Source organism: Thermoplasmata archaeon (assembly GCA_036395115.1).
GTDB lineage: Archaea > Thermoplasmatota > Thermoplasmata > RBG-16-68-12 > RBG-16-68-12 > RBG-16-68-12.
Genome location: DASWDU010000012.1, coordinates 1 through 21,774, shown reverse-complemented (window position 1 = coordinate 21,774; position 21,774 = coordinate 1). Strand labels below are relative to the sequence as shown.

General features: G+C 65.2%; 25 protein-coding genes and 1 riboswitch. Of the genes, 14 read left to right on the top strand and 11 right to left on the bottom strand.

Features of this window, described 5'->3' with window-relative positions; translation table 11 throughout:
• The first annotated feature begins 42 nt into the window (after window positions 1–42).
• Window positions 43–372 carry a zinc finger protein gene (locus VF992_02895; protein ID HEX9340104.1) on the top strand — a complete coding sequence of 110 codons (330 nt, stop codon included), beginning with the start codon at window positions 43–45 and terminating at the stop codon, window positions 370–372.
• Between the two features lie 29 nt (window positions 373–401).
• On the opposite strand, the gene VF992_02890 is transcribed toward VF992_02895, so the two are convergent.
• Together VF992_02890 and VF992_02885 are read right to left on the bottom strand one after the other, a co-directional pair.
• On the bottom strand, window positions 402–1,193 hold the full coding sequence (locus VF992_02890; GenBank protein ID HEX9340103.1) for an SDR family oxidoreductase: 792 nt from the start codon (window positions 1,191–1,193) through the stop codon (window positions 402–404).
• Between the two features lie 94 nt (window positions 1,194–1,287).
• Window positions 1,288–2,073, bottom strand: a complete 786-nt coding sequence (locus tag VF992_02885) for a GNAT family N-acetyltransferase (GenBank protein HEX9340102.1) — start codon at window positions 2,071–2,073, stop codon at window positions 1,288–1,290.
• A gap of 144 nt (window positions 2,074–2,217) precedes the next feature.
• Here VF992_02885 and VF992_02880 point away from each other — a divergent pair, with 144 nt between their 5' ends.
• Both VF992_02880 and VF992_02875 read left to right on the top strand, forming a co-directional pair.
• Window positions 2,218–3,555 (top strand): hypothetical protein, encoded by a 1,338-nt coding sequence (locus VF992_02880; GenBank protein ID HEX9340101.1) that lies wholly within the window; start codon window positions 2,218–2,220, stop codon window positions 3,553–3,555.
• Complete coding sequence (locus VF992_02875) at window positions 3,552–4,433, top strand: hypothetical protein (protein ID HEX9340100.1); 882 nt, start codon at window positions 3,552–3,554, stop codon at window positions 4,431–4,433. Before VF992_02880 ends, VF992_02875 begins: the two co-directional genes overlap by 4 nt.
• Before the next feature lie 47 nt (window positions 4,434–4,480).
• On the opposite strand, the gene VF992_02870 is transcribed toward VF992_02875, so the two are convergent.
• Both VF992_02870 and VF992_02865 read right to left on the bottom strand, forming a co-directional pair.
• Window positions 4,481–4,957, bottom strand: coding sequence for a hypothetical protein (locus tag VF992_02870; protein ID HEX9340099.1), 477 nt, complete (start codon window positions 4,955–4,957; stop codon window positions 4,481–4,483).
• Between the two features lie 40 nt (window positions 4,958–4,997).
• The gene (locus tag VF992_02865; protein ID HEX9340098.1) at window positions 4,998–5,147 is read right to left on the bottom strand and encodes a hypothetical protein; all 150 of its coding nucleotides are present in this window, start codon (window positions 5,145–5,147) and stop codon (window positions 4,998–5,000) included.
• A 151-nt stretch (window positions 5,148–5,298) separates the two neighbouring features.
• On the opposite strand from VF992_02865, the gene VF992_02860 reads away from it, so the two are divergent.
• Both VF992_02860 and VF992_02855 read left to right on the top strand, forming a co-directional pair.
• The gene (locus VF992_02860; GenBank protein ID HEX9340097.1) at window positions 5,299–6,189 is read left to right on the top strand and encodes a recombinase RecA; all 891 of its coding nucleotides are present in this window, start codon (window positions 5,299–5,301) and stop codon (window positions 6,187–6,189) included.
• Window positions 6,190–6,198: 9 nt separating this feature from the next.
• Window positions 6,199–6,948 (top strand): KaiC domain-containing protein, encoded by a 750-nt coding sequence (locus VF992_02855; protein HEX9340096.1) that lies wholly within the window; start codon window positions 6,199–6,201, stop codon window positions 6,946–6,948.
• Between the two features lie 29 nt (window positions 6,949–6,977).
• Here VF992_02855 and VF992_02850 read toward each other — a convergent pair whose 3' ends face one another.
• Window positions 6,978–7,568 carry a hypothetical protein gene (locus VF992_02850; GenBank protein HEX9340095.1) on the bottom strand — a complete coding sequence of 197 codons (591 nt, stop codon included), beginning with the start codon at window positions 7,566–7,568 and terminating at the stop codon, window positions 6,978–6,980.
• Between the two features lie 83 nt (window positions 7,569–7,651).
• Here VF992_02850 and VF992_02845 point away from each other — a divergent pair, with 83 nt between their 5' ends.
• From VF992_02845 to VF992_02810, 8 genes are all read left to right on the top strand, one after another.
• Window positions 7,652–8,218, top strand: a complete 567-nt coding sequence (locus VF992_02845) for a DJ-1/PfpI family protein (protein ID HEX9340094.1) — start codon at window positions 7,652–7,654, stop codon at window positions 8,216–8,218.
• A gap of 34 nt (window positions 8,219–8,252) precedes the next feature.
• The gene (locus VF992_02840) at window positions 8,253–9,158 is read left to right on the top strand and encodes a phosphoribosylaminoimidazolesuccinocarboxamide synthase (GenBank protein ID HEX9340093.1); all 906 of its coding nucleotides are present in this window, start codon (window positions 8,253–8,255) and stop codon (window positions 9,156–9,158) included.
• A 74-nt stretch (window positions 9,159–9,232) separates the two neighbouring features.
• A complete protein-coding gene (gene ilvE, locus VF992_02835) occupies window positions 9,233–10,105 on the top strand; it encodes a branched-chain-amino-acid transaminase (GenBank protein HEX9340092.1) in 873 nt (290 codons plus the stop codon).
• Window positions 10,106–10,169: 64 nt separating this feature from the next.
• Window positions 10,170–11,279, top strand: a complete 1,110-nt coding sequence (gene sucC, locus VF992_02830) for an ADP-forming succinate--CoA ligase subunit beta (protein HEX9340091.1) — start codon at window positions 10,170–10,172, stop codon at window positions 11,277–11,279.
• 1 nt (window position 11,280) lies between these two features.
• Entirely contained in the window at window positions 11,281–12,144 is an 864-nt protein-coding gene (gene sucD / locus VF992_02825) for a succinate--CoA ligase subunit alpha (GenBank protein ID HEX9340090.1), read from the top strand.
• A 46-nt stretch (window positions 12,145–12,190) separates the two neighbouring features.
• Window positions 12,191–12,298, top strand: a riboswitch (TPP riboswitch).
• 28 nt (window positions 12,299–12,326) lie between these two features.
• Window positions 12,327–13,382 carry an AIR synthase family protein gene (locus tag VF992_02820; GenBank protein HEX9340089.1) on the top strand — a complete coding sequence of 352 codons (1,056 nt, stop codon included), beginning with the start codon at window positions 12,327–12,329 and terminating at the stop codon, window positions 13,380–13,382.
• Between the two features lie 44 nt (window positions 13,383–13,426).
• Window positions 13,427–14,035: a thiamine phosphate synthase gene (gene thiE, locus VF992_02815; protein ID HEX9340088.1), complete on the top strand. Its 609-nt coding sequence runs from the start codon at window positions 13,427–13,429 to the stop codon at window positions 14,033–14,035.
• Window positions 14,036–14,140: 105 nt separating this feature from the next.
• Entirely contained in the window at window positions 14,141–16,531 is a 2,391-nt protein-coding gene (locus VF992_02810; protein ID HEX9340087.1) for a DNA topoisomerase I, read from the top strand.
• On the opposite strand, the gene VF992_02805 is transcribed toward VF992_02810, so the two are convergent.
• The 6 genes from VF992_02805 to VF992_02780 form a co-directional block, all read right to left on the bottom strand.
• A complete protein-coding gene (locus VF992_02805) occupies window positions 16,528–17,142 on the bottom strand; it encodes an MBL fold metallo-hydrolase (protein HEX9340086.1) in 615 nt (204 codons plus the stop codon). The two genes, VF992_02810 and VF992_02805, sit on opposite strands and share 4 nt — an antisense overlap.
• A 46-nt stretch (window positions 17,143–17,188) precedes the next feature.
• Complete coding sequence (locus tag VF992_02800; GenBank protein HEX9340085.1) at window positions 17,189–17,467, bottom strand: hypothetical protein; 279 nt, start codon at window positions 17,465–17,467, stop codon at window positions 17,189–17,191.
• Between the two features lie 75 nt (window positions 17,468–17,542).
• On the bottom strand, window positions 17,543–17,767 hold the full coding sequence (locus VF992_02795; protein HEX9340084.1) for a heavy metal-associated domain-containing protein: 225 nt from the start codon (window positions 17,765–17,767) through the stop codon (window positions 17,543–17,545).
• A gap of 393 nt (window positions 17,768–18,160) precedes the next feature.
• Complete coding sequence (locus tag VF992_02790; protein ID HEX9340083.1) at window positions 18,161–18,601, bottom strand: VOC family protein; 441 nt, start codon at window positions 18,599–18,601, stop codon at window positions 18,161–18,163.
• Window positions 18,602–18,762: 161 nt separating this feature from the next.
• On the bottom strand, window positions 18,763–20,283 hold the full coding sequence (locus VF992_02785) for a mechanosensitive ion channel family protein (protein HEX9340082.1): 1,521 nt from the start codon (window positions 20,281–20,283) through the stop codon (window positions 18,763–18,765).
• A 150-nt stretch (window positions 20,284–20,433) separates the two neighbouring features.
• A complete protein-coding gene (locus tag VF992_02780) occupies window positions 20,434–20,583 on the bottom strand; it encodes a 50S ribosomal protein L40e (protein ID HEX9340081.1) in 150 nt (49 codons plus the stop codon).
• Between the two features lie 344 nt (window positions 20,584–20,927).
• Between VF992_02780 and VF992_02775 the strand changes: the two genes are divergently transcribed.
• The gene (locus VF992_02775; GenBank protein ID HEX9340080.1) at window positions 20,928–21,716 is read left to right on the top strand and encodes a hypothetical protein; all 789 of its coding nucleotides are present in this window, start codon (window positions 20,928–20,930) and stop codon (window positions 21,714–21,716) included.
• The last annotated feature ends 58 nt before the right edge of the window (window positions 21,717–21,774 follow it).

Genomic DNA, 21,774 nt, shown 5'->3' with positions numbered 1-21,774 from the left:
GCCGAGAGCCTATATTACCCGGGCACGGGAATTTTCGCCGACGTGGACGACCTCCTGTCCGGCGCGCTCTTGGTTCTCCTCGTCGGCGGCGTCGTCTTCGCGTGGGTCGATTGGCACCTCCGCGCGCGGAAGCTCCCGAAGCTCCTCGGCCCCGCGTGGGATTGCCCGCACTGCGGCGTCGTGAACGAGGCCGCGTTGACCGTCTGCTGGTCGTGCGGGGCCGCCGTGACCCGCCTCAGCCTCCGACCGGGGGCCGCCCCCGCCTCGGACACCTGGCAGTGCCGCCAGTGCCGGGCGTGGAACAGCACCTCCCGCCGGTCGTGCTGGTCGTGCTCGAACATCCCGAGCAAGCAGCCGAAGCGGCAGGTCTAAAGCCGCTGCCACGGCCGTGACCCTCCGGCTTAGAGCAACCCGCGGTATAGCCCGCCATCGATCTGGATCACGTTCCCTGTGATGTACGCGGCCCGCTCCGACAGGAGGAATGTGATGAGGTCCGCCACCTCCCCGGGCTCGCCGAACCGCCCGAGCGGGACCTCCCGGAGGCTTTCGTCCACGACGCTCTCGAGCTTTCGACTCTCCCGCTCCGCACGGCCCCGCATGAGGTCCATGAGCCGGTCCGTCGCAATCCAGCCCGGCGCGACCGCGTTCACGCGGATCCGGTCCGAAGCGAGCTCCCGCGAAACGGTCCTCACGAGCCCCACGACCGCGGCGCGCATCGTGTTCGATAGCAGGAGGTTCTCGACCGGCTGCTTCACACTGATCGACGTGATCGCGACGACGGCCCCTCCTCCCCGCGATTTCATGGAAGGCGCGCACAGGCGGATCAGCCGGACGGCGCTCTGGAACGTCAGTTCATAGGCCTGCGTCCACTGCTCTTCGGTCAAGGCATCGAGGCGGCCCGTCGGCGGCCCGCCCGCGTTCACCACGAGCCGGTCGATGCCGCCCCACGCCGCGGTGGCGGCGTCGACGAAGGCGCGGATGTCGGCGGCTTTGGACACGTCCGCGCGGACCGCCAGGACTTCCGCGTTCGTCTCCTTCCGGATCTCCTCAGCGGCGGCGTCGAGAGGCCCCTGGTTTCGAGCGCAGATCGCGACCTTTGCCCCTTCCCGCGCGATGGAGAGGGCCGTCGCGCGGCCCATTCCCTGGCTCGCCGCGGTGACGAGGGCGACCTTCCCTTGGAGACCGAGGTCCACGCCGGGGCGACCGCCCATCCCGGCTAAGAAAGATTCGGCTGTTATAGTTATTCGACTATAACAACCTGCAACCCGAGCTTCCCTCCCGACCGCCCTATTCACCTTCGCGGAGGAAGCCGCGGACTTCTCCGATGGGATGGAACCCGAGCGTCTTGTACATCTCCTGCGGCGTATCGAAAAGGTCGGAGATCAAGACGACCCACTCGCATCCCGCCTCGATCGCTCGCTTGCACGCCTCGAAGATCATCGTGCGTCCAACGCCCCGCATCCGAAAGTCCGGGTGGGTCGCCACGTCATCGATCCACGCGAAGGTGCCGCGGGGCCACACGCTGATCGTCCCGGCGGGTATGCCATTCAAGTACCCGACGTAGGGGTACATACCGACCGCCTGGGAGCGTTCTCGCTGGAGGCCCCACAACTGGTCGAGGACCGCGGGCGAATAGCCGAAGGCCGCCTCGGTGGCCATCATGATCGACCGGAACTCGTCGATTCCGGATCCGTCCGCAGCGGGACGGATCTCGACCTCATGATTCACGATGCAATCCGGGAGCCCGACCTTGGCCATGGCGAGTTCCGCGGTCGGGCGGAATCCGAGTCGGACGAACTCTTCTTGGACTTCGAACGCCCGCTCCGCGTCCTCGAACAGGAGGACCCGATGGCGGACTGCCGTCCCGCGAAAGGCATCCTCGAGGTCCGTCAGCATCTTGGCCGGACCCTCGTCCGGAGGGACCGACACCCATCCGAGGTTCGCCTGGTGGATCAAGGGGAACCGATCGTCTCGATAGATCGTACCCCATGAAGTTCGCACCTTGTTGGGAGCGAGTTCCCTTGCGGTCCGGAGGAACTCGAGGACCGCACGGAGCATCTCTTCCGTGTCCACGGCCTCTCCATGGGAGCCGCTGGAATGAACCTTGCGGCCGCACGCCTGGGAATACTTTCGGGCACCTCGCCGAAACCCTTTATACGGCGGCCTCCTCGGCGTGGACGAGGCGAGAAACAGACACGCCTCGGGAACGTGACTTCTGTGAAGGAGGAACTGGCGCCCCATGTCCATGACATCACCCGGGCGCTCGGAGACAAGGTGAGTGAGCAAGAGATCGAGCGGGAGCTGTCGAGCTACCTGAACGTCTACCGCGTTTCGCTGGACACGGCGAAGCGGTCGATCGTCAAAAAGCACGGCGGGAATCCCGGGACCCTCGCGGTCGGCGTGAGCAAGACGATCCGGGAACTCGTGCCGGGCGAACAGAGCGTGAACCTGCTCGTCCGCGTCGTGGCCGTCTACGAGAAGGAGGTCACCCCGCAAGGCCAGGACACCAAGCGGATCCTGTCCGGGATCCTCGGCGACCCGACCGCGACGGTGCCCTTCACGGCGTGGGAGCCGCTCCCGATCCCGCTCGCGAAGGGCGACGTGATCCGCGTGCAGAACGCGTACACGAAGGAGTACCGCGGACAGGTGCAGGTCAACTTCGGCGTGCGGACCGCCGTGGGGAAGGAAGCCCCGGACGCGCTGCCCGAGTACAAGCCCGCGGCGGGCGCGCCGTACGCCGGCAAGCCGACCCCGGTCCGCGTGGTCGACTTCCGCGAAGGCGCCTCGAACGTCGCCGCCACCGCGCGCATCCTTTCCGTCGAGAGGCGGGAGGTCGAGGTGGACGGGGCCCCGAAAGCCGTCTTCTCGGGCGTCCTGGCGGACGAGACGGGCAAGGCGCAGTTCAGCGCTTGGAAGGACTTCGACCTGAAGGAGGACGAGGTGCTGCGGATCGAAGGCGCGTACGTGAAGTCGTGGCGGGGCATCCCCCAAGTCAGCTTCGACGAACGCGCGACGATCACGCGGCTCAAGGCGGACCTCCTGCCGCCGGCGTCGCAGCTCAACCTGAGCCCGCGGATGTGGATCGAGGATCTCGCGGAGCGCGGCGGGGCCGCCGACGTCACGGTGCGAGGCATCCTGATCGACCTCCGCGAGGGCTCCGGCCTCGTGTACCGTTGCCCCGAGTGCCGGCGCGTGCTGCGGAAAGGCGCGTGCCGCCTCCATGGCGAGGTGAAAGGCGAGCCGGATTTGCGCGTGAAGGCGGTCCTCGACGACGGCTCCGGCGCCTTGACGGCGGTCTTCGACCGCGAGCTGACGGAGGCGCTGCTGGACAAGACCCTCGACGCGTGCATCGCCCAGGCGAAGGACGCGATGTCCGTCGACGTCGTGCGGGACGAGCTGGCGGACGTCATCGTCGCGCAGCCGATCGAGGCCCGCGGGAACGTCACTTCGGACGACTACGGCCTCATGATGATCGTGGACTCCGCCAAGATCCTCAAGGTCGACGTGCAGACGGAGGCGCGGGAGATGCTCGAGGGCCTGGAGGGCTCCGCATGATACGGGAGGTCGCCTGGCGGCTGTTCGCCTCGGAGTACAACGACGCGAACCTCGAGGCGGAAGGCGGCGGGGACCGCGCGCCGTCGTACGTCGTCACGCCGCTCGGCGCGAAGGTGAACCGGATCTTCGTCGTCGGCGTCATCACGGACGTCGAGAACGTCGGGACGGACATGCAGCCGATGTGGCGTGCGCGCGTCTCGGATCCGACCGGGACGTTCAACGTCTACGCGGGCCAGTATCAGCCGGAGGCCGCATCCGCCCTCTCGAAGCTCCGGCCGCCGGCGTTCGGCGCGATCGTCGGGAAGAGCCGCATCTACTCGCCCGAGGCCGGCACGACGTACACGTCGGTCCGCCCGGAACGGATCAAGGCGGTCGACGGAGGGGTCCGGGACTACTGGATCCTCGAGGCGTGCCGCTCGCTCCGGAAGCGCCTCGATGCGATGGCGGAGGCCCAGAAGATGGACCCGCTGACGAAGGAGGGGCTCATGAAGATCGGCGTGAAGGAGGCGATCGCCGACGGGATCGTGCGGGCGGTGGACCACTATGGGAGGGTGGACCTCTCCCGCTACACGGCGATGCTCGCGGAAGGCTTGCGGTACCTGTTGCCGGAATACCGCGAGACGGCCGGGGCCGGGGAGCCCGCGCAGCCGGCCGTACCCGCGGAGGAGCCCGCACCGGAACCCGACGCGGCGGAGGAGGCGGTCCTCGCGATCGTCGGGGACCTCGACAAGGACGGCAAAGGCGCTCCTTGGGAGGGCATCCTGGCGACCGCGTCCGCGAAGGGCGTGACGAAAGATGCCCTCGAGGAGTCGATCAATTCCCTCTTGGACAAAGGACTCATCTACGAACCGATCCTCGGCCGGATGAAGAAAATCTGACGGACGTCGGGGAAGCGTCGGGCGGGTCCCGGACGACGGGCGCACGGCTAGGTCGGCGGAAGATACGACCGGCACGACCAGCACTTGCGCGCGGCGATGCCGACCTTCGCGCCGCACTTCAGGCACCGACGCATCTTCGGGGCGTTCTCCGTAATCCGCTCGATCCGGCGCAAGCCGAGCTTGCCGCTGGCGAAACCACCGAGGCCGCACGCTGCCCCGAATCCCAGGATCAGGAGGATCTCCCAATCTACGGGCCACAGCGGCCACCCGCCGGAGTAGAGGAGCGCTTGGAACACGTACACGCCGATGAAGCCGCCGATTGACCCGCCGATGAATCCAATCGAGCCGAGGAAGGTCGTGCGACCGGCGACCGCGCCGACGCCGAATAGGGCGAACGGCAGGTAGAAGAAGAGCAACGCGGCGTCGGGGAGGAAAAGGACGGGGACGCTGATGAGGAACGAGAGGACGAGGGAGGTGGCCGTCGTCAGGCCGAATCCGATGAGCGGGTTCCGTACGGCGGGCAAGGGGTCCCTCCGGGAGGCTCGCCACGGCGCGTGGTCCTTTTCAACGTGCCGGCGTGGCTATCACGGCGTGATAACCAATGAAGGTGTCGTTGACAAAGGTCCGCTCTTCAAAGGCCCCTCGCGAACGCGGGCGCGGGGCCTGCCGCACGTCGATCCGCGCCGACGACCCCAGCCGCTCGGACAGGGCCATCGCGGGCACGCACGAGACGTGAATATTATCGGATTGTCCATATTGAAAAGCCCCAGAACATTGACGCCCGCATGATCCGATCGGATCGAAATCCCCGATGGCTTTACAAAAGTGCTTTATCTGTTCGGCCAGGATTGACCGAGGGATTGGGATGGCTCTACCTCATGAGAGCATCTATCTGAGCGTCGACGCTCTCCCGGAACCGCTCGAGCCGACGCGGGTCCGGAAGGTGCCCACGGGAATCGCCGACCTCGACAGCATCGTCGATGGCGGTTTCCCGAGCGGCTCCACGATCCTCCTCTTGGGAGACATCGGCGCGGGCATGCAGGAATACGTCTACACGGCGGGTTCGAAGGTCGCCCTCGTGAACGAGCGGCCGGAGGCGCGCCATTACTACCTCGGTGACCGTTGCGACGATTCCGATCTGCCGTCGCACGTTTGCTATGTGACCTTCTCCCGCTCGAAAGAAATCATCCTCCAGGAGCTCGCGACGTCGTTCAATGGGGATTACTATCGCGCGTTTCGCGACCGGACCGTCTTCAAGGACTTCTCGAGCACGTATTTCCGACACAGCGTCGTGCCGGCCTCTTGGACTCGGGATGACGAGCCGTTCGACCTCCCGTCCTCGAATCTCCTGGAGGAACTCGTCACGTTCCTCGACGACAACGCGCACGACTCGATCGTCGTCATCGACTCGCTGACGGACCTCGCGATCTCCGACCTCGTGGAGGCACGGGACCTCGTCACGACGATCAAAGGGATGCAGCGGGCGGCGAAGCGATGGAACGGCCTCGTGTACCTGATGCTCACCCGAGGCATCCTCGAGCACCGGAACGAGCAGCTCCTGATGGACAGCACGGACGGCTGCCTCGTCTTCGAATGGAGGACGTCCTCGAGATCGAGCACGCGTCAGCGCTACATGTATCTCGAGAAGTTCACCGGGGTCCTGCCCCATCTGCCGCGAGACAAGATCGCCCGATTCCCAACGATGGTCTCGGCGAACCACGGCCTCGTCGTCGTGTACATGGAGCGGATTTCCTGAGGTGATCGCTTGACCGAAACGGAGACGGAGCCCGAGAGGTCGACGGACGGAACGGATGCGGCGGCGGAAGGATTCGTCCTCACGGGGATCGACGGCCTCGACGAGATGCTCGGCCGGGGGGTTCCCGCGGGACACATCATCACGGTCATGGGGTCGTTCGGCACCGGCAAGACGACCTTCGCGCTGCAGTTCCTCATGCAGGGCCTGATCAACGGCGAGAAAGGCATCTTCATCTCCCTCGAGGAGGACGTCGAATCGGTCATCGCGAACGCAGCCTCGTTCGGTTGGGATCTGAGGCCGTACCTGAAGGAGAAGAAGCTGCATATCGTGAAGCTCGAGCCCGCGGACGCGAAGACGACCGTCACGCGGATCAAGTCGGAGCTGCCGGATTTCATCAAGCGGTCCGGGGCGTCGCGGGTGGCCGTCGACTCGATCAGCCTGCTGAACATGCTCTTCGCGGACGACACGGAGCGGCGGGAAAAGCTGTTCTCCCTCTGCAAGCAACTCAAGTCGACGGGCGCCACGTGCGTCTTCACGGCGGAGGTGAAGGACGACAACGCGCGGTCGAGCCGCGACGGCCTCGTCGAGTACGTCAGCGACGGCGTAATCGGCCTGCGCTTCAACGAGCGGGAGAACGGGGACGTCCAACTCGTAATCCAGGTGATCAAGATGCGGCGCCTCAAACATCCGCGGTCCGTGAAGCCGTACAGCATCACGGACCAGGGAATCGAAGTCCACGGCGACATGGAAGTCTTCTGAGTTTTCTCGCGGGCGTGACGTGCGGTAGGTCAAACGCTCTCGTCCCTACGCCGCAGTCCAAGTGGAAACGAATCCACCGTGAGTTCCTGTCCAGGCTCATACCGAATCAACGTGCCCGCCGCTGTCTCATCCTCAGCAAGGTCCAAACAATGCTGAGCGAAGGACAATAGCGCGGGTAGATTCCCTTCGATGCGGAACCCCTCTTGGTCTCCGCCGGTCTCGGCTTCGGAACCTTCCACCAATGGGCGGGAACCCGAAATTGCGGGCCGTGCCTGGTAGCGGAAGGAGGTTATCGCACGCGAGGCCGCGGCACCGGCAGCGCGGGGATTCTCGAGCGAACCAATTGTGACCTCAATTCCTTCCTGAAACGGCGCAGCAAACCCACCCGGTTGTGTCTTTGAGTACAGATGCGCGTGTGATGGGTGCGCGCACATCAGGAGGAAATCGGACGCCAAGTCAACAAAGTCTGCAGCATATCCCTCGATGACGAACCGGGATCCTTCGTAGCGATTTGCGATATGGCTCGGGCCAACCCTCCGAAATTTCCGGTAGGTCTTCTGGAACTTTCGATAGTCCCCACGCGACGCCTTGCCGAAGTCCGGAATCAGGTACTGCGTCACTCGCGTCCACGCCTCGAGCAACTTGACAGGTTCCCCGAATCTACGCCGCAATGATTAAGCCGGCGGCCGACAACCCCGGCGCCGTGCGCGTGGGCATCCTGCTGTTCGACGGCGTCGAGGAACTCGACGCGGTGGGTGTTTACGAAGTCCTCGCGAAGGCGAAGCAGCTTCATCCGCAGCTCGACCTGACGGTCCGGTTCCGGGCCATCAAGGAGGAGATCGTCGGGGCCCTGGGGATGAAGTTCCTGGCCCACGAGGTCCGGCGGGAACTCTCGGATCTCAATCTCGTCGTCGTCCCGGGCGGACCGGGCCGCGAAGAACTCTTGAAGGACGAGGAGGCGCTGAAGGCCCTGTTGGATTTCGGCACGGAGAAGCCCGTGGCCAGCGTGTGCACGGGCGCCCTCATCCTGAAGGCGGCGGGCCTCCTCGCGGGCCGGAAGGCCACGACGCACCGCAGTGCGATGGACGAGCTCCGCACGGTGGCGGACGTCGTCGACGCGCGGGTAGTCGAGGACGGCCTCATCACGACGGCGGCTGGCGTCACCGCCTCGATCGACCTCGGGCTCTACCTGTTGACGAAACATTTCGGGCCGGAGCTCGCCCGCGAGGTCGCGGAGCGCATCGAGTACCCCGCATACCCAAATCCCTAAGAGGACCGCCGGTCCTCCGGACTCCGGCTAGACCGTGCGGTTCCTCCGGAAGGGTAAGGTGAAGGAGGTCTACGAGGTTTCCGACGACGAACTCGAGTTCGTCTTCACGGACCAGATCAGTGTCTTTGACAAGGTCATCCCGACGCTCGTCCCACACAAGGGCGAGACGCTGTGCCGCACCGCCGCGCACTGGTTCGCGACGGTCGACGGGCTGGGCATCCGCACGCACTTCCTCCGCCTCGAAGGTGGGAACCGGATGCGCGTCCGCCGGGTCCAAGTGATCCCGGAATACGACCGGATTACGGCCCGGACGACGAACTTCCTCATCCCCCTCGAGGTCATCGCGCGCTACTACGTCGCCGGCTCGTTGCACGATCGGATTAAGGAGGGAAAGGTCCGACCCGAGGATGCCGGGTTCTCGCGAGGGCATGTGCCTGCGTACGGCGAGCTGCTGCCAGAGCCGTTCGTCGAGGTCACGACGAAACTCGAGAAGGTGGACCGCGAGCTCACGACCCAGGAAGCACTCGCGATCTCGAAGCTCAGTCCACGGGAGTACCAGGCGCTTGTAGACGCGGTCCTCCGGATCGACGAACGGCTTAACGCGGACGTGAGGAAGCGAGGGCTGATTCACGTCGACGGGAAGAAGGAATTCGCGATGGACCGCGAGCGACAACTCATGCTCGTCGACACGTTCGGGACCGCCGACGAAGACCGGTTCTGGGATCTCGACGCGTACGAGAGAGGCGAGCAGGTCGAGCTGAGCAAGGAATTCGTCCGACAGTACTACCGCAAGATCGGCTACCACGAGGCGCTCATGGCGGCCCGCGCGGGCGAGAAGCCAGAGCCCGAGATCCCGCCGCTCCCCGCCGACGTAAGGGAGCAGGCGACGGCCCTCTACGTTGGCCTGTTCGAGCGGCTCACGGGAGAGAAGTTCCGGTAACGAACGACTCCGAGAAACGGGAAACAAAGTCTTTTACCGATGGCGGTGATACATCCGTGTCCGGGGGCCGCGCGATGGATCTGAGCGTCTACGTTGACGGTAAGTTCTACCCCCAATCCGAGGCGAAGGTCAGCGTCTTCGACCACGGCCTGCTGTACGGGGACGGCGTCTTCGAAGGGATCCGGGCGTACAACGGACGGATCTTCAAGCTGGAGCGGCATCTGGAGCGGCTCTTCCATTCCGCGAAGGCCATCGACCTGAAGATCCCGCACACGAAAGAGGAGATGGCGAACCTCATCCTCGAGACGTGCCGGAGGAACGAGATCCACGAGGGGTACATCCGGCCCGTCATCACGCGAGGCAAGGGCGACCTGGGCCTCGATCCGAGGAAGTGCAAGTCCGGGCCCAGCGTCGTGATCATCGCGCAGCCGCAGATTTCGCTGTACGGCAAGGTCTACGAACGAGGCATGAAGCTCGTGACATCGTCGTACCGTCGGGTGCCGCCGCAGAGCCTCAGCCCGTCGATCAAGTCCCTGAACTACCTGAACAACATCATGGCCCGGGTCGAGGCAAACCAGTACGGCGCCGACGAGGCGCTGATGCTCGACATCCACGGTTACGTGTCCGAAGCGACCGCGGACAACTTCTTCATCGTCCGCAACTCGACGGTCACGACCCCGTTCTCGTCCACGAACCTTCCCGGGGTGACGAGGGAGACCGTCCTCGAGATCGTGCCGCAACTCGGCCTGAAGCCGGAGGAACGGCTCTTCACCCTCTACGACGTCTGGGCCGCGGACGAGGCGTTCATCACAGGCACGGCGGCCGAGATCGGCCCCGTCGTCGAGCTAGACGGTCGGTCCATCGGGGACGGGAAGCCGGGTCCGACGACGAAGAAGATCATGAAGGCGTTCCGAGATCTCGTCATGACGACCGGGACACCGATCTAGGACTCGGGACGCACCGGCGCTCGGCAAACCTTAACGCTCCGCGGCGCATCCGCGGCGCGCCGGCATGAAGTTTCTCGAGCACAAGGCGAAAGAAATCTTCGCGCGCTACGGCATCCCAATCCCCCGAGGCATCGTCGCGTCGAAGCCCGAGGACATCTCCGATCCGCCGCTTCCCTGCATGGTGAAGGCCCAGGTGCTCGTCGGCGGTCGCGGCAAGGCGGGAGGCATCAAGCCGGCGGAATCTCTGGAGGAAGCCCGCGCGGTCTCGCGGCAGATCCTCGGCATGGACATCCACGGATACCGAGTCAAGCAAGTCTACCTCGAGGAGCGGCTGGACATCACGAAGGAGCTCTACGTCGGCCTCACGATCGACCGCTCCGCCCGAGAGCCGCTCCTGATGGCGAGCGCGACGGGCGGGGTCGAGATCGAAGCGGTGCCCCGGGATCAGATCTTCATGGAGCACGTGCCGACGATGGCGGGCCTCCAGCCCTATGTCCTGCGGACGATGCGGTCCTCCCTGGGGTTGCCCGCAGACGTGGGCGACCGGGTCGCGGACATCGTGCGACGGTCGTACGACCTGTTCCGCAAGGAGGACGCGGAGCTCGTGGAGATCAACCCGCTCGCAGTCACGCGGGACGGCCGGGTGATCGCGGGCGATGCGAAGCTCGTGATCGACGACAACGCGGAATACCGCCACCCGGAGTACGCGGGTCTTGACCAAGATCGCACGCCGTTGGAGCAGGAGGCCCACGAGAAGGGCATCACGTTCATCCAGCTCGACGGCGACATCGGCGTGATCGCGAACGGCGCCGGGCTGACGATGGCGACGCTCGACGTGCTGAACCTGAAGGGCGGCCGGGGCGGGACGTTCCTCGACCTCGGCGGCACGGACGATCCGGAGAAAGTGAAGCAGGCGTTCGAGATCCTGATAAAGGCCAGGCCGTCCGTCATCCTGCTGAACATCTTCGGCGGGATCACGAAGGCGGACACGGTCGCGCTCGGCGTGCAAGGGGCCCTCGAAGACATGCACGCGCGGATCCCCGTCGTCGCCCGGATCAAGGGAGTCAACGAAGGCCGGGCGAAGGAGATCCTGCGGTCGATCGGCATGCATGCCGCGGAGACGATGGAGGAAGCCGCCGAACTCGCGGTCAAGGTGAAGTCGGGAGGCGGGTGAAATAGCCGTCCTCCTCACGTCGAAGGACCGCGTCGTCGTCCAAGGGATCACGGGACACCAAGGCCAGTTCCACACCCGCGCGATGCTCGAATTCGGCACGAAGGTCGTGGCCGGCGTCACGCCTGGGAAAGGAGGCGCCACGGTCGACGGGGTGCCCGTCTTCGACAGCGTCCTGGAAGCGGTGCGAGGCCCGCGGGCGAACGCCTCCATCATCTTCGTCCCCGCGCCGTATGCGAAGGACGCCGCTATCGAAGCGATCGAGGCGGGGCTCAAACTCGTCGTCATCATCACGGAGCGCATCCCGTTCCACGATTGCCTCGAGCTGATGCCCTATGCGCGGAGCCGGGGCTGCACGATCATCGGCCCCAACTGCCCGGGCATCACGACCGCGGGCCAGGCGAAGATGGGCATCATGCCGAATCACATCTTCCGGACGGGCGATGCCGGCGTGATCTCCCGTAGCGGCACGCTGACGTACGAGATCGTGAACGCGATGACCCAGGGGGGCTTCGGGCAGTCGACGTGCGTCGGAATTGGAGGAGACCCGATCATCGGTACGAGCACGGTCGAAGCGCTCGCGATGTTCCAGAAGGACCGCCAGACGAAGCGGATCGTCGTCGTCGGGGAAATCGGCGGGACGGCCGAAGAGGAAGCCGCAGAATTCATCAAGCGGCATGTGTCGAAGCCCGTCGTGGCCTACGTGGCGGGTCGGACCGCACCGCCGGGGAAGCGCATGGGACACGCCGGCGCGATCATCCAGGGAGGCCGAGGCACCGCAGAATCGAAGGTGCGGGCGTTCGCGGACGCAGGCGTCCCAGTCGCAGACTACCCCGCGGATGTTGCGAAGCTCCTAGCGAACACGTGAACCGACGCGTACCGCACGAGGAACGTTCAAGTACGCGCCTCGCTTCCCAAGGCCCGGGGAGCCCCAGAGGGGCTGAGAGTATCCCGAATGAGGGATAGACCCTTGGAACCTGATCCGGGTCATGCCGGCGTAGGGAACATGCGGTTGTTGTCAGCTAGGGGACCCTGAGGAGTCCTCCGGACATGCATGCGGCGCCCAAGTACCCGATGGGCAAGGTGAGCCGCGCCTTCTTCGAGAACGTCATCGCTCGCCATCTGGGCGTGAAGCGAAGCGACGTGGCCGTCGGACCCGCGAACGGCGTGGACGTCGGCGTCGTGCTCCTCCCGGACGGACGCGCGATGATCTCGACGACAGACCCGATCTACATCGTGCCTCAGTACGGCTGGGAGCGGGCGGCATGGTTCTCGTTTCACATCCTCGCGTCCGACCTCACGACGTCTGGCGTGGCGCCGCAGTACATCACGCTGGACTGGAACCTCCCCATGGACATCGAGGACGACCAAATCGAGACGATGCTGCGGGTGATCGACCGCGAGTCGAAGAAGTACGGCGCGGCGATCGTCACCGGCCATACCGGCCGGTACGAGGGTTGCGCCTATCCCATGGTGGGCGGCGCGACGTTCTTGGCGATCGCACCGGAGGACGGGTGGGTGACCGCGAACATGGCGAGGGCGGGGAACCGCCTCCTCGTCACGAAGACCGCGGCTCTCGAGGCGACCGCGATCCTCTCGAACACGTTCCCGGAGCTCGTCGAGCGTCGACTCGGGCCGGAGACGGCCCGCGCCGCCCGGGCGCTGTTCGAGTCGATGAGCACCGTGGACGACGCGATCGCCGCGGCGTCCGTGGGCTTGCGAGGCCGCGGCGTCTGGGCGATGCACGATGCCACGGAAGGCGGCGTGCGCAACGCAGTCTGGGAGATGTCGCAGGCGTCCGGCCTGGGCGTCAACGTCGACCTGTCGAAAGTCCCCATCGATCCCGCCGTCGAGGCCGTCTCCGACGTCTTCGGCATGGATCCGCTCGACGCCATCAGCGAGGGGACACTCCTCATCGCGGTCGAGCCGGGTTCTGCCGACGATGTCACCGCACGCCTCAAGAAGATCGGAAGCCGCGCCGCGGACATCGGCGCATTCACGAAGGCCGGCCAGCGATGCATCGACCGCGGCCGTCCGTTCGAGCCCGCGGAACGGGATCCGTTCTGGGTGGCGTTCAGCCGCGCCCTCGCCGGGGAGATTGCCTGACGCGTCCTCCGAGGCGGAACCGGACGCTCCGTGGCGTGTACCTCGTGACATCGCCGAAACGGCCCGTCGAGCGGCTCGTGTCGATCGTCGAAGCGGCACTCGAAGGCGGCGTGTCCGTCGTCCAGATGCGGGACAAGGGTGCGTACTCGGAGGCGGAACGGACGCAGGCAGGCCGCGGGCTCCGAGGGCTGTGCACGTCCCACGACGTGCCCTTCCTCGTGAATGACGATCCCGAACTCGCGCGACGCCTCGATGCGGACGGCGTGCACCTCGGTCGGGGCGATCCATCGCCGGGCCCCGCGCGGCTCGTCCTCGGCCCCACGGCGATCATCGGAGTGACGGTTTACGGCACGCCGGGCGAGGAAGACGTGGCGGCGAAGGCAGGTGCGGACTACCTCGCCGTCGGCCCGTTCTTCCCGAGCCCCACGAAACCCGACGAGCCTTTGCTCCCGTTGGATGTCCTCGACGGCGTCCTCCATCGGTCCGGACTCCCGGTCTTCTCAATCGGAGGGATCACGCCGGACAACGCAGGGCTCTTTGCCCGTCACGGGGTTGCCGGCATCGCGGTCGTCTCCGCGATCATGGACGCGTCGGATCCGCGCGGCGCAACGGATTCCCTCCGACGGGCGTTCCTGCACACGATGACCTCTTAGCCGATGTTCGCGTGCGCGTGCGGTAAACGCGCGTGCGAGCAACCATCGCACGGAAACATCCAGCGCCAAATCGTTAAATAGAGCCCCCTTCGTGCGAACCCTTCCGTGCGCCGACTCATTGTGACAGAGAAGTTCAACGCCGCCGTTCGGATCGCGACGATCCTCAGCGGCGGGAAGGCGAAGCGCTCCCACGCCGACGGCACGACCGTCTTCGAATTCGTTCAAGGCGAGGACCGCGTCCGCGTCGTCGGCCTGCGGGGCCATATCATCAACCTCGACTACCCGGAGGCGCTCAACGACTGGACGCGGGTCGACCTCAAGGAGCTCGTGTGGGCGGAGCCTCAGAAGGTCGTCACCGAGGGAAAGATCGGCGCCGCCCTCCGCACGCTCGCGGCCGACGTCGACGAGGTCATCGTCGCGACGGACTTCGACCGCGAGGGCGAGCTCATCGGCGTCGAGGCGCTCGAGATCATCAAAGAAGCCCGTCCGGAGGTCCGGATCCGACGCGCGCGCTTCTCCGCGCTCACGAAGTGGGACATCGAGCGGGCGTTCTCGAACCTCGTGGACGTCGACTATCCGCTCGCTTGGTCGGCGGAATCCCGGCAGTCCGTCGATCTCGCGTGGGGCGCCGTGCTGACGCGGTTCGTGTCCATCGCCTCGAAGCAGATGGGACGCGACTTCCTGTCCGTCGGCCGGGTCCAGAGCCCCACGCTCGCGCTGATCGTGGATCGGGAGCGCGAGATCGAGAACTTCCCCCCGCAAGACTACTGGACCCTCCACGCGAGGTTCCGGAAGGACGTCGATGGCACTCCCGTCGAGTTCGACGCGGACCACGAGCACGGACCCTTCTGGGCGCGTCGGGAGGCGCAAGCCGCGCAGGCCCAGGCCGAGGGGGCGCCCCGAGGGCTCGTGCGGGAGTACATCCAGAACGAACGCGAGGAACGGCCGCCGCCACCCTTCAACACGACGATGTTCGTCGCGGAGGCGAACCGGATCGGTTTCGGCGCGGCCCAAGCGATGCGGATCGCGGAGGACCTGTACCAGTCCGGGTTCATCTCGTACCCACGGACGGACAACACGGTGTATCCGTCGACGATCAACCTGCGGTCCGTCCTCGAGAAACTCGCCGACTCCCCCTTCGCGGACGACGCGCGAGAACTCCTCGCGCAAGAGCGGATCTCGCCGAGCCGGGGACGCACGGAGGCCACCGACCACCCGCCCATCTACCCGGTCCAAGGCGTCGCCCGGGACCGCGTGAAGCGAGAGGACCACTGGCGGATCTACGAGCTCGTCGTACGTCGATTCTTCTCGACCGTCGCGCCGTCCGCGGTCATCCAGGCCTCCGAGGCGAAGATCGACCTCGGCGGGCAGGTGTTCGTCGCCCAGGGCTACCGGATGACGTCGCCGGGATGGCGGAAGTACTACCCCTACTGGACGGTCCGCGAGGCGGTCCTTCCGCGCCTGGCCGTCGACGAGGCGCTCGAGCGCGCGGGACCCGTCGTCGTGCGGGACGACCAGACGAAACCGCCACCGCGGTACAGCGAAGGCTCGTTGATCCAAGAGATGGAGCGGCTCGGGCTCGGCACGAAGTCCACGCGACACGAGATCCTCAAGAAGCTGTACGACCGGAAGTTCATGGAGGGGAAGTACCCCCGGCCCACGACGAGCGGCCGCGCGGTGATCGAGGCGCTGGCGGACCACGCGCAACGCATCACCCAGCCGGAGATGACGGCCCACCTCGAGGCGGACATGGAAGGGATCGCGACGGGCGTCCGCGCGCGGGAGGACGTCGTCCGGGAATCGCAGCAGATGCTCAGCGAGGTCCTCGAGACCCTCGAGGCGAACCGAGAGGCGATCGGGCAGGAGATCGAAGCGGCACTCCGGGAACAGAACTACATCGGCAAGTGCAACCTCTGCAAGGAGGGCAACCTGACCGTCATCCGCTCCCGCCGCGGGTCGCGGTTCCTCGGGTGCGATCGCTACCCGGCGTGCCGGAACACGCACCCGCTCCCGCAGATGGGGATCGTCCAGAGCGCCGAGGAGAACTGCCCGGAGTGCAGCGCCCCGATGATCAAGCACACGGACCGGGGGCGCACGACCACGTACTGCGTCGCCTCCGATTGCCCGACCGTTCGGGAGAGGAACTTCATCGGTCGGTGCGAGAAGTGCGGTGATGGGGAGCTGAGCATCCGACACGGGACGTATGGCAAACGGTTCGTCGGTTGCTCGAGCTACCCGAAATGCGACAACTCGTACCCGCTCCCGCAACGCGGTCTGATCGTGCCGACGGAGGACCGATGCAACGCGTGCGGACACCCGGTCATCAAGGTGATTTCCCGCGGACGGCCGCCGTGGGTCCTATGCATCAACATGAAGTGCCCGGCGAAGGACGGCAAAGGGCGGAAGTCGGCGAGGGGCGGTGCGAAGAGGGCGCCCCGGAAACGCAAGCCGAAGGCGAAGCCCGAGGTCGTTGTCGCGGACATCCCGACCGGTTAGGGCGAGGCCATGAACCGCATGAACTCGTCCAAAGTCCGGGGCTGCATCGTGTAGTTCGTCCGTTTCTCTTCGCCGATCGTCGAGAGGGGCCTCGGTCCGTAGTGGTGGCCGGGACACACGACGAGCGCCTCGTCCATCGTCCGCACTCGGTTGAACAGGGAATCGTACATCTGCTCGATGCTCGAACCGGGGAGGTCGACGCGTCCGCAATCCCCGACGAACAGGCAATCGCCCGTGAAGACGCGGCCCGCGACGATGTAACAGCACGAGTCCGGCGAATGGCCGGGCGTGTGGACGACCTTTACCTTCAGCTCGCCGACGCCGACGATTTGGCCGTCCTCGAGGACCACGTCTTTCGCGACGTTCGAGAGGCGATGCGCGGCGATCTTCGCGCCCGTTTCGTTGGCCAGGCGGCCATTGTCGAAGATGTGATCCGGATGGTGGTGGGTGTTGAAGATCAACTCGATCGCGTATCCGTTCTCCGCCGCGGCCTTCTGGAGGACCCGGGCATCGAAACTCGGATCGATCACCGCCGCGACTTTCGTGGCCGGGTCCCCGATCACGTACCCGAAGTTTCGCATCGCCCCGATCAGACGCTGCTCGAAGAACATCGCCGAGGACACGACCCGCGTGGAAATGAGCCTTGCGTGCGAGGGGTCACCGTTGACGTCCGTAGCTGGGGTACAACCGCGCGTAGTACTCTTGCCAGGCCCGCTGGTAGTCCTCCCACGCCTTGCGCGTCCGATCGTTGTGCTTCATGTTCGACGTGACGGCGAGGGACACGAGGAAAGCGAATCCGAGGATGACGGCTCCCGTGGCGGTGCTCAGGCTCGGCTCCCCCGAGATCCATCCCCTCGTTGCGGCATAGGCGCCGAGCACCGCGGTCACGACGGCGAACGTGACGAAGCCCGCGATCCGACGACTAATCCAGCCCATCGCGGTCGGCGGTCGTCCCACGAGCGGATAAGGGTTGTGACATCGGTATCGGCCGTGGCAATCGAAGACGCCACGCTACAGTCCCTTCAGGACGTGGTATCCGCGCTTCTCCAGAACCCTCGCGACGGCGTCCCACGACGTCTTCTCCGGATCGAACTCCACGAAGCCTTTGTCGATCACGCAGTTCACGTTCGCTTCAATAATGCCGGGCAGCTTCCTCAGCGCCCGCCCCACGTCGATCGCGCAAGCGGCACAGTCGAGGCCACGCATCGAAAAGACCGCACGTTCACTTCGGGCCATCGTCGGCAGGCAAGACGCCGGCACGATATGTCGCTTCGCAGCCGGTAATCGAAACGGGGCGAGCTACGCCGGTCGAGATCCCTCCACTCGACGTGTTTCGCCAAGACCCCAGGCGAGTCGCCCCGCTCTAACGGCGATTAGGGGGCCCACGCCTCGGTGCAGCCGTCGATGGAACTCGAATGCCATGTGATTGCCGAGACGACCGCTTTGCGAATCTTGCGGAAGCGGCCGGGCCTGTCCAAGTCATCTCATCCTAGCTGGGACGTTTCGCACGCCCCTCCCTTGGTAGGGCCGCGCCTCAAGGAACACGGATTGTCTGAGGGTGGCGGGTGCAATTCCCGACGACCCCGCTCCCGGGATGGAGGTCCCTGACTCGGCTCGGGCACGCGCGACTCAGCGGGACCGGCGGCCCCGCTTTCGGCCGCGACCGGAGGGCTTCCTGGCGGCCCGGCGGGGTTTGGCACGGACCGCGCGGGGCCTCTGCCCCGCCTCGTACAGGGCGAGGGCGATCCCCGTGGGATCCTGGAAGACCGCGAACCATCCCATCCCCGGGATCTCCGTTCTCGGCGTGACGACCGTGCCACCTGAGGAGCGGATCTTGCCGAGCGTCTGGTCGATGTTCTCCGTCAGGACGTAGTCGAGGACGCCGGCGGGCATGTTCTCGGCCCTTTGAAGGCCGCCGCCGGGCGCGCTCGGGGGCTCGAAGGTCGAGTAGTTCATCTCCGGCATATCTTGGAACTTCCACCCGAAGACGTCGGAGAGAAACGCTTTCGTCTTTTCAGGCGCGGTCGAATGAAATTCCACGTGCACGACGCTGTTCGGTTTCTGAGCCATTTCTATCGGTCCCCCTTCCCGCGAGGGACGCGGGGATGGCCCCCCGAGATATTAAGGCATGAGCCTCGGGGGTGGGCGAAAGCGCGCGACGGGCATGGAATCGAGCGGACGCGTCGACGCGTCTCGGTCCCAATCCGGGACGCCGAAGCCGGATCCTCGACCTACCTGGCGGCATCCTCGCCCTCGCCGTCCCCGGGGAGAGGGCCGGGACCTGGGAGGATCTGGACGACCCGTTGCGGGAACGAAATCTCGATCCCTTCCTGGTTGAACCTCTTCTTGATCTGCTCCCTCAGCTCGCTCCCGATGTGCCACCGGTGGTCGACGTCGTCGACCCACACGATGATCATGACGAGGATCGAGTTCTCGCCGAAATCCACGATCCGAAAAATGGGGTCGAATTCGGGATCGTCCTTCAGGATCCAAGGGTGGGAGCGCGCGATGTCCATCATGACCTGCTTGACCTTGTCGAGGTCGCTGTGGTACGACACGCCGACCTTGACGTTGGTCCGGAACCGACGATTCGGGCGGACGTAGTTGACGATCTTCCGGTTCGCCAACTCGTTGTTCGGCATGATGATGAAGGTGTGGTTCTTGCCCCAGTACAGTTTCGTCGTCCGGAGCCCGATATCCTGGACCGTGCAGATGACGTCCGGGTCGATCTCGATGAGGTCCCCGACGCGGAACGGCCGGTCGACCATGATGTACAGCCCCGCGAAGAAGTTCGACACGGTGTCCTGCGCCGCGAACGCGATCACCAGGCCGATGACACCGAACCCCGCGAGGACGAGCGTGATGTCGTACCCGAGGGACTGTACCGCGAAGACGAGGCCGAGGATCACGATGACGACGGCTCCGATCTTCTCGAGGGCCGGGACCACGTGGTCGTCGCCCGTCACGCGCCTCGCAATCCCTCTCCCGTAGCTCATGAGGATGTCACGGAAAATCCGGTAGCCGACCCACGTGAGAATCAGGGCGATCGGGACGCGATAGAGCGCGTAGAGCGTCGGGTCGGGCGGCAGGCCAAGGATCACGAGGGAGCGCACGGCACCGTAGAGGAGCGTGAGGACGAACACAGGAAACCGGAGGATGTGGACGACATCCTCGAGCTTGGCCGTCGCCCGCCGGAGGACCGCCTTCACGATCGGATGGACGATGAACGCCAGGCCCGTGGCGATCCCGAGCCATGCCAGGATCGATACGCCAAACGCGGCCCAGTCGTTGTCGAGCGGCGGCGGCAGCGGGTTCGGCCAAATCCCCAGGATCTTTCCCGTGGCATCCTGCGACGGAAGAGGTCCGAGGAGGACGATGGGCACCACGACATCCTGCGTCGCCATCGCGTTCGTCTGCAGGTTAATCGCCATCAGGTGGACCCGGACGGACCCGGATTCGCTCGTCCCCTGCGAGGGTGCCTTCAGGCGGAGGACGATTTCGTCCGACCCGTTCACGTCAAGGACCACAAACAAGGGCGAGGCGACCGCGGCAAACCCGAGGTCGCCTTCGGCGGTCAGGTTCACGTAGACCTTCGCGGTCTCGCCATTGAAAAACACCCACGGGTAGTCGAGGGACTCGCCGAGATGGAGGGAAACCTGCGACGGACCCGCAGGGTAGTAGGTGACGTTGCTCGTCCCCAAGGGATCCGCGGAGGCGTGGGGCGACGCCAGGAGCGCGGCTAGGAGGAGCATCGCTATGAACGCACCTCGTCTCATTGCGGCTCCCCGGGTCGGTGTAAGGTTGGCGGGCCCCTATTTAACATTACTATGCCGCGACGATAATTGAGAGGGACATCCTCCCCAGAATCACCGGGCGAGCCCCGAAGGGTTCGGGACGAGAGCCTATTCCTTGCGCGCTTCCTTCGCCTTCGGCCGGAGCTCTTTGCTCCCGCACTTCCGACAGCGGGTCGCACGCATCGCGTTGCGTGCGTAGCACTGCATGCAGATCATCTTGTGCAGCCGGCGGCGCTCGGCTTCGGGGAAGCGGGCCACATGGAGGGCGAGGCCGGGGTGGTTTAAGAATGCTTCGGGTGCGACGTCTTCATTCGGAGCAAACAATAACCCCGTGTCATCATTGGCTGCAGGGACAACTGCGATTCTGATTCCGAGACGGCTGGTCAATTCGTGAAAAACCACCTCCGCACACGACTTGCGAAAGATTGTTTAGCAACAAAGTGGCGGGCTTCACACTATGAACGAGCGCCCGACTGCCCAGCGCGACGAGGCAGATCAGTCGGCTTGCGGTGGAGGGTGATTCCTACGCCGGCATGGGCATATATCCAAACCGGAGATTGTCGTAGAATCTCAAGCGCGATGGGCCACCGGAGGCCGATGTTGTGAGAGCGCTCAAACGCGATCGAATCCCACGCGGGCTTGCGTCGATTTCGACGGCTCTGCTCATCTACGCCGTATCCGCCTCGCTAACGACGCTAAGTGCTTGGCTCTTCTTCGCGGCCATCGACGCGTACTACCGCCAAGATCCTTCAACAGGCACGCTCGGCGTTGGCGGATCTGTCACTGTCTACGCTGGACTTGCGCTCGACGCAATCGCTCTCATCTACATTGCGTTGGGTTTCCGCCAGTTGCGCCCGGAAATCCTGGACTCCGACCCTGAACTGGCGTCAGTCATGGCCCCGTCGAGAAACGCCCTGTTTGCGGCTTGCTTCGCGGCCGTGTTGAGCGCCTCCCTAATCCCTTTGTCCTTCCTCAGTAGGTCAGCCGCTCAGGTCTCTGCCACACTGGCCATATTCGTTTCTTTTGCGACTGCTGCGGCTTTCTTGTTTCTGACGTGTGTGGGCCTTCCTCTCCTGCACCTTGCTAGGGGGGGCGAGCGCTCAATTGCCCTAGTCACCGTGGCCGTCGGCGCAGGAGGCATTACCGGAGAGGCGGCTGCGTCAGTCTTAGGCTTGACGGCGACGGCAGCAGTGCCGCCCAGCTTGATTACCTATGGCGGATGGCCGTTGCTGAACCTCAGCATCCCCTTCGGACCGTTCGTCGCAGTCAGTGCCCTCACCATGTCGATATTATATCGGCGCCTTGCCTTGGCTCGAAACCGGGCACCGATCAAACAAGCTTCCACTCCGGATCATGCCTGGACTGAAAGTGGTCCGACAGATCTCCCATGAATGGTGTCATGCTCGACATTCTGACAGCATGAAGCGACACCGCATGCAGATCATCTTG

What these genes read in the sequence shown, in the direction of transcription:
- VF992_02875 (HEX9340100.1), top strand. Translation starts at nt 3,552, where the DNA reads ATGATACGGGAGGTCGCCTGGCGGCTGTTCGCCTCGGAGTACAACGAC.
- VF992_02865 (HEX9340098.1), bottom strand. Translation starts at nt 5,147, where the DNA reads ATGGCCCTGTCCGAGCGGCTGGGGTCGTCGGCGCGGATCGACGTGCGG.
- VF992_02860 (HEX9340097.1), top strand. Translation starts at nt 5,299, where the DNA reads ATGGCTCTACCTCATGAGAGCATCTATCTGAGCGTCGACGCTCTCCCG.
- ilvE (HEX9340092.1), top strand. Translation starts at nt 9,233, where the DNA reads ATGGATCTGAGCGTCTACGTTGACGGTAAGTTCTACCCCCAATCCGAG.
- sucC (HEX9340091.1), top strand. Translation starts at nt 10,170, where the DNA reads ATGAAGTTTCTCGAGCACAAGGCGAAAGAAATCTTCGCGCGCTACGGC.
- VF992_02820 (HEX9340089.1), top strand. Translation starts at nt 12,327, where the DNA reads ATGCATGCGGCGCCCAAGTACCCGATGGGCAAGGTGAGCCGCGCCTTC.
- VF992_02805 (HEX9340086.1), bottom strand. Translation starts at nt 17,142, where the DNA reads ATGTTCTTCGAGCAGCGTCTGATCGGGGCGATGCGAAACTTCGGGTAC.
- VF992_02800 (HEX9340085.1), bottom strand. Translation starts at nt 17,467, where the DNA reads ATGGGCTGGATTAGTCGTCGGATCGCGGGCTTCGTCACGTTCGCCGTC.
- VF992_02795 (HEX9340084.1), bottom strand. Translation starts at nt 17,767, where the DNA reads ATGGCCCGAAGTGAACGTGCGGTCTTTTCGATGCGTGGCCTCGACTGT.
- VF992_02790 (HEX9340083.1), bottom strand. Translation starts at nt 18,601, where the DNA reads ATGGCTCAGAAACCGAACAGCGTCGTGCACGTGGAATTTCATTCGACC.
- VF992_02785 (HEX9340082.1), bottom strand. Translation starts at nt 20,283, where the DNA reads ATGCTCCTCCTAGCCGCGCTCCTGGCGTCGCCCCACGCCTCCGCGGAT.